Source organism: Paenibacillus sp. NN59, from assembly GCF_057597225.1.
The window spans coordinates 1-13,975 of sequence record NZ_CP199678.1 but is presented as its reverse complement, the minus strand read 5'-3'; the positions used below and the strand labels follow the sequence as shown (position 1 = coordinate 13,975).

Below are 13,975 nucleotides of genomic sequence, written 5' to 3'. Positions count from 1 at the left end.
GTTTGTTTCGTTTCGATATCTAGTTTTCAAAGAACAAATCGTTTCGTTCGGGCCGTTCACGGATGTGTCGGTCGAATAAACGAGAAGTTTGAGAGTTTGAGCTCTCAAAACTGAGCAACGAGTGAGTGGTTTGCAGCTAAGCTGCATATTTGAATGTTTCCACGCGGGAAACGATTCTCCATAGAAAGGAGGTGATCCAGCCGCACCTTCCGATACGGCTACCTTGTTACGACTTCACCCCAATCATCTATCCCACCTTCGGCGGCTGGCTCCTTGCGGTTACCCCACCGACTTCGGGTGTTATAAACTCTCGTGGTGTGACGGGCGGTGTGTACAAGACCCGGGAACGTATTCACCGCGGCATGCTGATCCGCGATTACTAGCAATTCCGACTTCATGCAGGCGAGTTGCAGCCTGCAATCCGAACTGAGACCGGCTTTGTTGGGATTGGCTCCATCTCGCGATTTCGCAGCCCGTTGTACCGGCCATTGTAGTACGTGTGTAGCCCAGGTCATAAGGGGCATGATGATTTGACGTCATCCCCACCTTCCTCCGGTTTGTCACCGGCAGTCTATCTAGAGTGCCCATCCGAAATGCTGGCAACTAAATATAAGGGTTGCGCTCGTTGCGGGACTTAACCCAACATCTCACGACACGAGCTGACGACAACCATGCACCACCTGTCTCAACTTTCCCCGAAGGGCACCTAACGCATCTCTGCCTCGTTAGTTGGATGTCAAGACCTGGTAAGGTTCTTCGCGTTGCTTCGAATTAAACCACATACTCCACTGCTTGTGCGGGTCCCCGTCAATTCCTTTGAGTTTCAGTCTTGCGACCGTACTCCCCAGGCGGAGTGCTTAATGTGTTAACTTCGGCACCAAGGGTATCGAAACCCCTAACACCTAGCACTCATCGTTTACGGCGTGGACTACCAGGGTATCTAATCCTGTTTGCTCCCCACGCTTTCGCGCCTCAGCGTCAGTTACAGCCCAGAGAGTCGCCTTCGCCACTGGTGTTCCTCCACATCTCTACGCATTTCACCGCTACACGTGGAATTCCACTCTCCTCTTCTGCACTCAAGTCACACAGTTTCCAGTGCGATCCGGGGTTGAGCCCCGGGATTAAACACCAGACTTACATGACCGCCTGCGCGCGCTTTACGCCCAATAATTCCGGACAACGCTTGCCCCCTACGTATTACCGCGGCTGCTGGCACGTAGTTAGCCGGGGCTTTCTTCTCAGGTACCGTCACCTTGAGAGCAGTTACTCTCCCAAGCGTTCTTCCCTGGCAACAGAGCTTTACGATCCGAAAACCTTCATCACTCACGCGGCATTGCTCCGTCAGGCTTTCGCCCATTGCGGAAGATTCCCTACTGCTGCCTCCCGTAGGAGTCTGGGCCGTGTCTCAGTCCCAGTGTGGCCGATCACCCTCTCAGGTCGGCTACGCATCGTCGCCTTGGTGAGCCGTTACCTCACCAACTAGCTAATGCGCCGCAGGCCCATCCCCAAGTGACAGATTGCTCCGTCTTTCCAGTTCTCTTCAGGCGAAGAAAACAAGTATTCGGTATTAGCTACCGTTTCCGGTAGTTGTCCCAAGCTTGAGGGCAGGTTGCCTACGTGTTACTCACCCGTCCGCCGCTAACTATCAGAGAAGCAAGCTTCTCTTCAAGTCCGCTCGACTTGCATGTATTAGGCATGCCGCCAGCGTTCGTCCTGAGCCAGGATCAAACTCTCCAATAAAGTTATTGAAAAGAGCGATAAGCTCATTTTGAATCTGACGAGATTAAAAATCTCATTTGTGTTCCAGTTTTCATACAGCCAGATGGCATGTACCAAAAACCTTCACGTCATTCTGCAAGCAGAATGTTTACTCACTCGTTGTTCAGTTTTCAAAGATCAAACACATTCAGTCACCGTCAGTCATTCGCTTCAGTAACTTTTATATCATATCATTTCCGAACCAACTTTGCAAGCACTTTTTTTAAGTTTCTTTCGAAGCTTGTTTTTATTGGCTTGCCGCACCGTCTAAACTGTGTTTTCTTGGCCGGAATTAGAATATACCATGTAGAGAATTTTAATGCAAGTGTTTTTTCTAGTTTCTTTTATTACTTAAAACTAAACTATATTTGGACTCATTTGATAACCAAATATACTCATAAACGTTAAACTTTTAACTACCATATTAAAAAAAGACCCTCTCGTTATGAGAAGGTCTTCACACAACAAATCCAACTATGCTTCTAACCTAATACTTCTTGAATATATAACTGTCTTTGTTGCATCAGATTGATGATCGATCCTTCTACAGATACCATTGGCCGAGTAGGATGATCTCGATCTGAGAAAATAATTTCCCCAATCTGGTTATTACTCAGTTTCACCCGTATTCCATTATGAATCTGAGTGGAGCGTTGCACAAACATATTCACAATAGAAGGTTCCAGTTTACCAAACGCCTCACTTTGAATTTGTTCCAGAACCAGATATGGAGATTGAGCCTTACGATAAATCTTCTCTAGGGTCATTGCATGGAAAATATCTGCGATAGCTACGATTTTGGCATAGATATGAATCTGTGTCCCGGTAAGTTGCAAGGGATAACCCGATCCATCCACTTTTTCGTGATGCTGCAGTGCTGCAAGTCTTGCACCTTCATTGATGGCCTTAGCCTGTTTAAGAATCTGATAACCATACTTGGTGTGTTGCCTGATCTCCTCTTGCTCCTCCGCTGTCAGAGAAGAAGGTTTATGGAGAATCTGCGGATCAACCTTGTTATTACCGATATCATGGAACAATCCAGCAAAGGCAACCTGCATCCAGTCCTTGGAGGGGAGATCGATCCACTGAGCCAGTTGATAGGATGTGATCGCGCTTAGCACAGCATGGTGATATACATAATCATGCTCTTTCATATTGTGTGGACTGAAGGTAAGCACATTATATTGTTTGAGATGTATGAACAAAGCCTCTAGCTGTGTCCGTAACTCATAAACGGGCAATTCAGCAGCTAATGAGGAGAGAAACGCGTTTTTAGTCAACGTAACCATTTTCTCGTATTCATCCTGAAGTGTAATAACTGGGGCTGAAACTATTGTACTTGTCCGTTCCCCATTCTTCTCTGCGACGGCTGTTCCTAATGCTCCGCTGGGTCCAGTTACTCCTTTTGAACCTCCACTGCTAGTTCCTGTCCTCTCTTGTTCGATGTCCACCTGATGAATCAAAAACGCCCTGAGGACTTCCATATCTTTAGGTAAAATAATTTTACCCTTTTGAAGCAACACATTGCCACGTGACGTCTGCACATCACTTCCCAATTTTAGTCCTGGTTTGACTTCTGACAGGGTAATTAATCCCATACCGATTCCCCTCACTCATCGTTCTTCTTAAGATGATGACAATACAAGACCATAGTCCCGGTTTCTCATGTTATTTCCCATTATATTACTCAGAAAACAGGCTGTACATCCTAGATTTTGAAGCTTTCATTATTTCTTCTGTACATATCAAAAAGGGCCCCCATAAAGGGAGCCCTTCGTATCCTGTTTCAAGTTTCTTAACGATTCAATAAAACAAGATACCTATGTTATTCTTCCGAACCTGAATCATCATCTTGAACATCAGTTTCTGCTTCAGACGCCATGCCTTCTTCCAGATTTAACTCTGTATCAGAGGACGCTCCAGATTCTGTTGCTTCATCGTTATCTTCATCTGGTTCTTCTTCATTTTTATCAATTCGGCTTACGGTAGCTACAGCGTCTTCCTCACGAATATGGATTAGCTTCACACCCTGAGTATAGCGACCCATGGTTGAGATGCCATCCATGCTCATCCGAATTAATGTACCACTGGATGTGATAATCATCAGATCCTCTTCTGTTTTAACCATTTTGAGGCTGACAACAGCACCGTTCTTCTCGGTAACATTGATCGTCTTGATTCCTTTACCACCACGAGTTTGCATCCGGTAATCACTAACTGGGGTCCGTTTACCGTACCCTTTGGCTGTGACAATCAAAACATCCAGATCAGCATCTACGACGTCCATACCGATAACCGCGTCTTGATCGTCAAGCGTGATACCCTTAACCCCGGTAGCACTACGTCCCATAGAACGTACATTACCCTCTGAGAAACGAATAGACATTCCATGAGCTGTACCCATGATAATCTCTTGTTGCCCATCCGTCAGCTTCACATCAATCAGGCTGTCATCATCACGCAAGGAGATCCCGATAAGTCCGCCTTTGCGAATGTTCGTGTAATCTTCAAGCGGCGTTTTCTTCACTACACCCTGACGTGTTGCAAAGAATAGATACTTATCGCTCTCGAATTCCTGTACTGGAATAACCGCATTGACAGACTCCCCTTGCTCAATCTGAATCAGGTTGATAATTGGTGTCCCACGCGCTGTACGTCCAAGCTCTGGAATCTCATAAGCTTTCAGGCGATATACTTTCCCTTTATCCGTGAAGAACATCAGGTAGTTGTGAGAGTTGGTAACGAAAAGATGCTCGACAAAATCGGTATCCTTTGTATCCATCCCTACAACACCGCGTCCTCCGCGTTTTTGGCTACGGTAGGTAGATACAGGCAGACGTTTAACGTAACCTGTGTGGGTAATCGTGATGATTACTTCTTCACGTGGAATCAGATCCTCATCCAGAATACTTTCTTCTCCAACCGTGATCTCGGTACGGCGATCGTCACCAAAACGCTCACGAATTTCCTGAAGCTCTGTACTGATAATCTCAAGTACAAGATGTTCATTAGCCAAAATTTCGCGATACTCGCGGATTTTGACCATCAATTCGTTGTACTCGTTCTCGATCCGTTCACGTTCCAAACCTGTCAGACGTTGCAAACGCATATCCAGAATAGCTTGCGCCTGGTCATGGCTGAGTGAGAAACGCTCAATCAAACCTTCTCTAGCTGCATCTGTATTGCTTGATGAACGAATCAACGTAATGATCTCGTCGATGTGATCCAATGCAATACGCAAACCTTCCAGAATGTGAGCACGAGCTTCCGCTTTTCTCAATTCGAATTGTGTACGGCGACGAATAACCTCAATCTGGTGCTGCAAATAGTGATACAACACTTCACGCAGATTCAGAATCTTTGGTTCTTTATTGACGATCGCAAGCATGTTAATACCGAATGTGGACTGCATCGAAGTGTGCTTGTACAAATTGTTCAACACAACACCAGGATTGACGTCCCTGCGAAGCTCAATCACAACCCGCATACCATTACGGTCAGATTCATCACGCAGATCGGTAATGCCATCGATCTTTTTGTCACGTACCAGTTCAGCAATTTTCTCTACGAGTCTTGCTTTGTTCACCTGGTACGGAAGCTCAGTAACGACGATACGAGCTTTGTTATTGTTCTCTTCGATATTGGTTCTGGCACGCATCGTTACCGATCCGCGTCCAGTCTGGTAAGCCTGACGAATACCTGAACGTCCCAGAATATAACCAGATGTAGGGAAGTCGGGACCTTGGATATAATCCATCAGTTCCATGGATGTAATGTCTGGATTTTTAATCATGGCCTGTACGCCGTCAATAACCTCTCCCAGATTATGAGGAGGAATATTGGTAGCCATACCTACGGCGATCCCGCCAACTCCATTGACAAGCAAGTTAGGAAAACGAGCAGGGAGAACAATAGGTTCATTTTCTTCGCCATCATAGTTTGGTTGGAAGTCAATGGTGTCCTTGTTGATATCTCTGAGCATTTCCATTGCAATCTTGGACAAACGTGCCTCGGTATAACGCATCGCTGCAGCCATATCACCATCGACTGATCCGAAGTTACCGTGTCCATCTACATGCATGTAACGCAGGGAGAAGTCCTGTGCCATCCGTACCATCGTCTCGTAAACGGCAGAGTCACCGTGCGGGTGATACTTACCGATAACTTCGCCGACGATTCTGGCTGATTTTTTATGTGGTTTATCAGGTGTCATGCCAAGCTCCGACATTGCATACAGAATGCGCCGGTGAACCGGCTTCAATCCATCACGCACATCTGGCAGGGCACGGCTCACAATGATGCTCATCGCATAATCCATAAACGATTCACGCATCTCGACGCCAATATCCCGATCTTTAATCTGCGAGTTCATTTCTTCCGCCATGCTGGACCTCCTTCTTGTCCTTCAACAAACGTTCCAAATCAATCATTTCCAGAAAATTAATATATGTGAAAAGCCTAACAAGGCTAAAACCGCGCAAGAACGCTACTCTTTATTATATTACTTTCACAAAAGTTACACAATTAAACGTCCGCTGGGCAATAGCCTTTCTTCCAGGAACTTGAGCGTGTCTGGGGGTTCGCCCTGCCTTCCTCTGCAATTGCACATACAATGCTAGAAAAGCGGCATATGTACTGTCCAATCAAGGCTAGAGCCGTTCCCACGTGGCAATCAAACTGCAATTTTATCGGCTGACAGCACAAAACGCCATATTCCTCTATTATACCACTGAAATCATCTCTTGTCCTTTGATTTTCTGCATAATGTCCCTCAGCACAACGGATCAAAACAAGAAAGGACTGATGCACATGAGTATCCAGCGTGTCTCCAGCAAATGGACTAAAACAGCAATTTTGCAACGCAGTCGTCATGTCAATGAATATATACCGGTGACCCGAAAATATAGCTCGCAAACACTAGAACGAATGACCGAGTTATTCCCAGCCAATTTTATTAAACCCGACAGGGGAACTTACGGTAATGGGGTGATGCGGGTAAGGACAGTTCACACCACAATCACAGTCCCTCGTTCTGCAGACTCAACTGCCGAATCCATAAGTGATGAAGCATCTGATGAATCCACCTCACCTGAATCAGTAGAATCAGAGCCTATTCCTCCGACTATGTCCGATATTACGACCTATCATCTGCAACATGGAACTGAAGAGCGAGTCTTTCATTCGCTCACAGAACTTGAGAACGCATTGAACGAACGTATTCAGAAACGTGACTATATCATTCAACAGGGTATTCCACTAATGACACATGAGGGATTACCTTTTGACCTGCGTGTGTTAACCCAGAAGAACCCACAGCATAGCTGGGAAACAACAGGTATTCTCGGACGGGTTGCTGCGCCAGGGAAAATCATTACCAATATCCACGGTGGCGGCCGTCTGGCTACCTTTGAAGAACTTGTACTCCCGCAACTCAAAAGGGAAGGATATCAAAAGCTTGAGCATGAACTGCACCGCCTCGGTATCCATACTGCTGTCCAATTGCAAAGCTCTTTTCCCAGACTCAAAGAGATTGGAATTGATATCGCTTTGGATGATCATGGGCGTCCCTGGATTCTGGAGGTCAACACACTGCCTGGCATCTATGCCTTTGGTCTGCTTCCCGATAAAGAGGCTTACCGCAAAATCAAACGTTATGCCATTGCTTACGGACGCTTACCCTCCAAAAAAGGCAAAGCGAAAAAAACAACCTCGAAGGCTTCCAAAGCGCAGGCTTCCACAATCAAACGACGGACTGCCAGGTAAATAAGCGCATTATCACTCATAATATAAAAAAAGGCGCCCTCACAGGCGCCTCTTCGCAACTCGTTAAATATCGAGGTTTTTCACGTATTTTGCATTCTCCTGGATGAAGTCACGACGAGGTTCGACGTTATCTCCCATCAAGGTGTCAAACATGGCATCCGCGAGCATCGCATCACTGATCGATACTTGCAACATTGTCCGGCTTTCCGGGTCCATCGTGGTTTCCCACAGCTGTCCGGCATTCATCTCGCCAAGACCTTTGTACCGCTGGATATTGAACTTGACGTTCTCACCCAAGGAAGCAATAATCTCGTCACGCTCTTTCTCGGAGCCTGCATAACGAATGACTTTGTTACGCTCAATCTTGAACAGTGGTGGCTGTGCAATATATACATAACCGGCCTCAATGATTTTGCGCATATACCGATACAAGAATGTCAGCAACAGTGTACGGATATGGGCACCATCGACATCGGCATCGGTCATCAAGATGATTTTGTGATAACGTGCTTTGGAGATGTCAAAATCGTCGCCGATCCCTGTTCCCATCGCAGTGATAATCGCACGAATCTCGGCATTGCCCAGGATACGGTCAAGGCGTGCCTTTTCCACGTTCAGGATCTTACCACGAAGCGGCAAAATAGCCTGGAAGTGACGGTCACGACCCTGTTTGGCTGAACCGCCGGCAGAGTCACCCTCGACGATGTACAATTCACTGATGGACGCATCTTTGGATGAACAGTCCGCCAGCTTACCCGGCAGGGAGCTGACTTCAAGCGCGCCTTTACGGCGTGTCAGTTCACGAGCTTTACGAGCCGCTTCACGGGCACGCGCAGCCTGCAATCCTTTTTCCAAAATACGACGGGATACGGAAGGATTCTCTTCCAAGAACTCCTGCAGCTTCTCTGCAAACAAAGACTCCACAATACCACGTACTTCACTGTTTCCGAGCTTTGTTTTTGTTTGTCCTTCGAATTGCGGTTCCGGAATTTTGACCGAAATAATGGCCGTCAGACCTTCACGCACATCGTCACCAGACAGATTGCCGGTACTATCCTTGATTACACCAGCCTTACGGGCATAGTCATTAATAATCCGGGTGAGTGCACTCTTAAAGCCTGACTCGTGCGTTCCGCCCTCATGGGTGTTGATGTTATTCGCAAAAGAATAAATATTCTCGGTGTAATTGTCATTGTATTGCAGTGCAACCTCCACCTGAATGTTATCCCGTGAACCTTCAACGTAGATCGGATTCTCATGCAACACTTCACGCTTTTGATTTAAGAAGGATACATACTCAATGATCCCGCCTTCGTACATGAAGGAGTTAGTTACACCTGTACGCTCATCTGTCAGAGTCAGACCGATTCCTTTGTTCAGGAACGCCAGCTCACGGACACGTGTAAGCAATGTTTCGTAATCATATACCAAAGTTTCTGTAAAAATCTCCGGATCGGGATGGAACGTCACAGTTGTTCCCGTCTCGTCGGTTGTGCCGATCACTTTGAGATCATATTGCGGAGCACCGCGGCGGTATTCCTGTTGATGGATATGACCATCCCGTTTTACAGTAACGACTACTTTTTCAGAAAGTGCGTTAACAACGGATACACCTACACCGTGCAAACCACCGGATACCTTGTACCCGCCTCCACCGAATTTACCCCCTGCATGAAGAACAGTCATAACGACTTCCAGAGCTGGACGTTTCATTTTGGCATGTTCGCCAACTGGAATACCCCGTCCATTATCCACAACGGTTACACTGTTGTCTTCATGGATGTTGATCTCGATATGATCACAGTAACCCGCCAGCGCTTCATCGATACTGTTGTCCACTACTTCCCAGACCAGATGATGCAGACCTTTGGCACTGGTGGAACCGATGTACATCCCCGGACGCTTACGTACGGCTTCCAGTCCTTCAAGGACCTGAATTTCATTCGCATCATATGACGGTTGATTCATAGACATGCCTTTCACCTACTTCTATAGATTCAATATCTTGAATATGCGTTAACTTAAGAATATTAGCAGACAAAGAAATTCTCTTTTGGAATATCCGCTATAAATCAGGAAAATGGTGCGCACGCTTCTTTAGCGTTGCGGAGGAAATCGGTGAGTAATACACAATGTTTTTCGTCACCACGATAGACTTTGCTTCCTCTTCGCCGATATGTTCGACCGTTTTTTCCTGTTCGGCATGTGTAACATACTGCTTGGATATTTTTGAGGATTTCTCGATCGATATATCAAAAATAGCAACCAACTCAGAAGAACGGATGATTTTTTCACCGCCCAGATGAATGTACATAAGCCTTCACCCCTTAGCGTTCCACCTGTCCGGCATGAACGTGATAGATACTAGCGTCTTTAAGCTTGTCAACGTTCAGGCTCTCGATTCCCGTAGCGGTAATAAAAGTCTGTACCTTGCTTTGGAATGTTTCGATCAGCTGGGTCTGACGAAAAGGATCAAGTTCGGATAATACGTCATCCAGCAACAGAACCGGATATTCCCCGATCTCTTCATGAATCAGTTCAATCTCCGCAAGCTTAAGAGACAACGCTGTTGTGCGTTGCTGCCCCTGAGAGCCATACGTTTGTACTTCCCGTTCGTTAATGAAAAAGGACAGGTCATCCCGATGTGGCCCACTCAGCGTTGTGCCCCGGCGAATCTCCTGCTCTTTCATTTGTGATAATTTTATCATAAATTGCTCCATTAAGACAGCTTCATCTTCCTCAGCGGCTTCGCTGAAGGAGGGAAGGTAGGCCAGACGCAGAACTTCTCCACCTCCAGTAATCCCCTGATGGATCGTTTCTGCCCACTTTTGAAGTTTCTTTATGAATTGTTTCCTTTTTTTGACGATTTTAACACCGTGCTCTGCAAGCTGTTCGTTCCAGATTTCCAGCATCGCTTGAGCTGAATCCCCTTTTCCCCACAGTTGCTTGAGTAGATTATTCCGTTGCACCAGCACTTTCTGATACTGCTGCAGATGATAGAGATAACCTGGAGCCACCTGCCCGATCTCCATGTCAAGGAACCGGCGGCGAACCCCCGGTGTGCCTTTGACAATCTCCAGATCCTCGGGGGCAAACATCACCACGTTGAGAGAGCCGACAAAATCGCTTAATTTACGTTGCTCCAGACCATTAATCTTTGCCTTTTTCCCTTGCTGTGATAAGGACAGCTCCAGCTTAACTGCTCCGTATTTTTTGTCAACCTCGGCGGTGAGCCTTGACCGTTCTTCCCCAAAACGGATCAGTTCCTTATCTCGGGAGGTGCGGTGGCTCTTGGTGAGTGCCAGCACAAAAATAGCCTCGGCCAGATTGGTCTTGCCTTGGGCATTTTGTCCAATCAACAGATTGACGGGTCCAAATGATTCCAGCTTCAGATGCTCATAATTGCGGAATTGCTGCAACTCTATGCTGTTTACAAACACGCGTTAACCTCCCTTTTATCCCGTCCGTCAGGAGGCAGCAGGATTGCACCTTGGTCTTTTACTCCGCAACCACTTCGAACGTGCCTTCTCCGTCTACCTCTACGATATCCCCAGGGTATAACTTCCGTCCACGGCGTTCCTCAGCCTCTTTATTCACACGAACAAGCCCTTCTTGGAGGAGGGCTTTTGCCATACCTCCAGTAGGGATGCAGTCTGCTAGTTTTAAAAATTGGTCAAGCTTAATATATTCCGTACGAATCGATACTTGCTTCATCGTGTGATCTTCCTTTCGTTAATTGGTCGTCCGGTAAGGCAGGATGACGTATAGGCTCTGACTGTCGTCGAGCGGTTTCAAGATAATGGGACTCATGACACCCGTAAAGGCAATCATCAGTTGCTCACTCTCCACCACTTTCAGCACATCCAGCATGTATTTGGAGTTAAACGAGATCTTGAGCGGTTCACCCGAAAATTCAGCCGGCTCAATCTCTTCTCTTACTTTACCAAGCTCAGAGGAGCTGGAGGATATTTCAATCGTGCCGGAGTCCATCGTCTGCATGCGCACAATGTTTGTTTTTTCCTCACGCGACAGCAAATAAGCCCGGTCAATCGATTCACTTAATTTTTTTGTGTCCAAAACAAGTTCTGTTTTGTATGACGTTGGAATAATTCTAGAAGTATCCGGATATGTTCCGTCCAAAATACGTGAGTAGAAAAGTACACGGTCAATTTTAAACAGCACCTGATTATCTGCGACAACGATATCCACAAGCGTGTTCTGGTCGGGAACGATTTTACTCAGCTCGTTTAGTGTTTTACCGGAAATGACGACGTTGTTGAAACGGATACCTTCTGCATTATCCAGCATTGCCGCACGTGTAGCAAGACGGTGACGGTCCGTTGCCACAAATTTCAACTCGTTATCACCAAGACTCCAGAGTACACCTGTCAGAATAGGTGTCGTTTCATGGGTGGAAATGGAGAACACGGTCTGTTTAATCATATTTTTCAGCAAATCTCCAGGAATGGAGACCGTTTGGTTCTCTTCAATGCTTGGCAGTACCGGGAACTCTTCCGGGTCCAGACCTACCAGTTGAATCTCCGTTGCACCTGCCGAAATAAAAGTGTTGAAGTTTTCTTTGACTTCCATGTGTACTTCCTGCGAAGGCAACTTTTTGATGATCTCTACGAAAAATTTGGCTGGCAGAACAACGCTACCCGGTTGTTCTACTTGCACCACACTTTTGTCTCCCTCTTCAAGTGGGATAAATGACTGAATGGAGATATCTGTGTCACTTGCTGTCAACGTTACACCTTGGTGATTCACGTCGAATTTGATACCGCTCAGAATGGGGATCGTCGTACGACTTGAGATCGCTTTGGATACTTGTTGAATGGATTCGTTAAGATAACTTTTCATTATGCTGATTTTCATGGTTTCACTCCTAGCGGATTTGTTAGATGTTTTTGGTTTTGTTTTGGTCTTAAAAAGGTGTTTATCGAAAGGCCGAAGGCCGTGCTTTGCAACGGCTTTTTGGAGAAGATATCTTTAGATCTTTATAGTAATAATAGTAATAGGGGCACTGAATATGTGGATAAGTAGGGTTAAACCCATAAAATTAAGCCTATCCACATGTGTACACGTTGTGCATAGGCTTGGGACTTGTTCAGGTTGGATTCTTAATTTTTTCGGTTAAGTTGTTGATAACTTTATAGAGATCTTGATCGTTCTTGATCGCTTGAGAGATTTTTTCATGGGCATGAATGACCGTGGTATGATCTCGTCCTCCAAAAGCCTCCCCGATTTTGGGCAGAGAAAAGTCTGTCAGTTCACGAGAGAGATACATAGCGATCTGTCTAGGAAAAGCAACAGCTTTTGTCCGTTTCCGTGCTTTGAAATCTTCAAGCTTGAGGCTGTAGTATTCGCCGACCTTTTGTTGGATGTCTTGAATCGTGATCATTTTGGGACGGCTTGAAGGAATAATATCCTTCAGTGCTTCAGCGGCCAGATGAGAACTAACGTCCTGATTGGTCAGTGAAGAGTAAGCAACGACACGAATCAGGGCTCCTTCAAGCTCCCGAATGTTCGTATCAATCTGATTGGCGATGTACATCATCGCTTCATTTGGAATATCCAGATTCTCCGCACGCGCTTTTTTACGCAAAATCGCAATCCGCGTCTCCAGATCCGGAGGCTGAATATCCGTAATTAACCCCCACTCAAACCGGGAGCGCAGCCGCTCCTCCAGGGTTGGAATTTCCTTAGGTGGTCTATCGCTGGAGATGATGATCTGCTTCCGTTCCTCATGCAGCGCATTAAACGTATGGAAAAATTCCTCTTGTGTTGATTCTTTCCCGGCCAGGAACTGAATATCATCAATAAGCAGTATATCTACGCTCCGGTACTTGTTCCGGAAGCTTTCCCCGCGATTATCACGGATGGAGTTGATGAACTCATTCGTGAATTTCTCAGATGACAAATAAACCACCTTGCTACTCGGATTATGCTCCAAAATATAATGTCCGATGGCATGCATCAAGTGGGTTTTGCCAAGTCCTACGCCTCCATATAGGAAAAGAGGATTGTAGGCTTTGGCGGGCGCTTCAGCGACCGCCAGCGATGCGGCGTGGGCAAAACGGTTACCCGGCCCAATGACAAAGGTGTCGAACGTATATTTAGGATTCAGCATGCTGAGCACGGCTTCTTCCTGAACGACTGTCGGCGTCGGTGCCGGCAACTGCGGATCTGGTTCTACAGGTTTGTTCTCCTCGATGACAAATTTCACATCGACCTGTTTGCCAAGCAGTTCATAGACCGTCGAACCAACCAGTTTGGTGTAACGGCTCTCCAGCCATTCGACGGCAAACGTAGTTGGGGCGGAGATGACGATGGTCTGATCGTTCAGCTTGGTGGCCTTGGTTGCTTTGAACCAGGTGTCGAAGCTGGGTTTGCTGAGTTTATTTTGTATGATTGATAAAATTTGCTGCCATAAATCAGAAGTATGGCTGTCCAC

Annotated in this window: 9 protein-coding genes and 1 rRNA gene; 1 reads left to right on the top strand and 9 read right to left on the bottom strand. The window is 46.4% G+C overall.

Translation table 11 applies throughout. From position 1 onward, the window contains the following. Positions 1–184: 184 nt before the first annotated feature. The 3 genes from ACT89M_RS00050 to gyrA form a co-directional block, all read right to left on the bottom strand. Positions 185–1,740, bottom strand: a 16S ribosomal RNA gene (locus ACT89M_RS00050). 500 nt (positions 1,741–2,240) lie between these two features. After that, the gene (locus ACT89M_RS00045) at positions 2,241–3,356 is read right to left on the bottom strand and encodes an HD-GYP domain-containing protein (RefSeq protein ID WP_308723231.1); all 1,116 of its coding nucleotides are present in this window, start codon (positions 3,354–3,356) and stop codon (positions 2,241–2,243) included. 227 nt (positions 3,357–3,583) lie between these two features. Beyond that, positions 3,584–6,142, bottom strand: a complete 2,559-nt coding sequence (gene gyrA / locus ACT89M_RS00040) for a DNA gyrase subunit A (RefSeq protein ID WP_154889609.1) — start codon at positions 6,140–6,142, stop codon at positions 3,584–3,586. Positions 6,143–6,567: 425 nt separating this feature from the next. Here gyrA and ACT89M_RS00035 point away from each other — a divergent pair, with 425 nt between their 5' ends. Further along, positions 6,568–7,521 (top strand): YheC/YheD family protein, encoded by a 954-nt coding sequence (locus ACT89M_RS00035; protein ID WP_186809680.1) that lies wholly within the window; start codon positions 6,568–6,570, stop codon positions 7,519–7,521. Positions 7,522–7,584: 63 nt separating this feature from the next. Here ACT89M_RS00035 and gyrB read toward each other — a convergent pair whose 3' ends face one another. The 6 genes from gyrB to dnaA all read right to left on the bottom strand — a co-directional run bounded on the left by gyrB (position 7,585) and on the right by dnaA (position 13,975). Then, positions 7,585–9,495: a DNA topoisomerase (ATP-hydrolyzing) subunit B gene (gyrB, locus tag ACT89M_RS00030; protein WP_154889614.1), complete on the bottom strand. Its 1,911-nt coding sequence runs from the start codon at positions 9,493–9,495 to the stop codon at positions 7,585–7,587. Between the two features lie 91 nt (positions 9,496–9,586). After that, positions 9,587–9,835, bottom strand: a complete 249-nt coding sequence (remB, locus tag ACT89M_RS00025; RefSeq protein WP_090923610.1) for an extracellular matrix regulator RemB — start codon at positions 9,833–9,835, stop codon at positions 9,587–9,589. A gap of 13 nt (positions 9,836–9,848) precedes the next feature. Next, on the bottom strand, positions 9,849–10,961 hold the full coding sequence (recF, locus tag ACT89M_RS00020) for a DNA replication/repair protein RecF (protein WP_154889616.1): 1,113 nt from the start codon (positions 10,959–10,961) through the stop codon (positions 9,849–9,851). Positions 10,962–11,019: 58 nt separating this feature from the next. Continuing rightward, positions 11,020–11,235: a S4 domain-containing protein YaaA gene (yaaA, locus tag ACT89M_RS00015; RefSeq protein WP_090923608.1), complete on the bottom strand. Its 216-nt coding sequence runs from the start codon at positions 11,233–11,235 to the stop codon at positions 11,020–11,022. 18 nt (positions 11,236–11,253) lie between these two features. Beyond that, positions 11,254–12,396 carry a DNA polymerase III subunit beta gene (gene dnaN / locus ACT89M_RS00010; RefSeq protein WP_090923607.1) on the bottom strand — a complete coding sequence of 381 codons (1,143 nt, stop codon included), beginning with the start codon at positions 12,394–12,396 and terminating at the stop codon, positions 11,254–11,256. Positions 12,397–12,628: 232 nt separating this feature from the next. Next, complete coding sequence (gene dnaA, locus ACT89M_RS00005) at positions 12,629–13,975, bottom strand: chromosomal replication initiator protein DnaA (protein WP_090923606.1); 1,347 nt, start codon at positions 13,973–13,975, stop codon at positions 12,629–12,631.

Excerpts from the sequence above, each read along its gene's own strand:
- ACT89M_RS00045 (WP_308723231.1), bottom strand. The coding sequence starts at position 3,356 with ATGGGATTAATTACCCTGTCAGAAGTCAAACCAGGACTAAAATTGGGA.
- gyrA (WP_154889609.1), bottom strand. The coding sequence starts at position 6,142 with ATGGCGGAAGAAATGAACTCGCAGATTAAAGATCGGGATATTGGCGTC.
- ACT89M_RS00035 (WP_186809680.1), top strand. The coding sequence starts at position 6,568 with ATGAGTATCCAGCGTGTCTCCAGCAAATGGACTAAAACAGCAATTTTG.
- gyrB (WP_154889614.1), bottom strand. The coding sequence starts at position 9,495 with ATGTCTATGAATCAACCGTCATATGATGCGAATGAAATTCAGGTCCTT.
- remB (WP_090923610.1), bottom strand. The coding sequence starts at position 9,835 with ATGTACATTCATCTGGGCGGTGAAAAAATCATCCGTTCTTCTGAGTTG.
- yaaA (WP_090923608.1), bottom strand. The coding sequence starts at position 11,235 with ATGAAGCAAGTATCGATTCGTACGGAATATATTAAGCTTGACCAATTT.
- dnaN (WP_090923607.1), bottom strand. The coding sequence starts at position 12,396 with ATGAAAATCAGCATAATGAAAAGTTATCTTAACGAATCCATTCAACAA.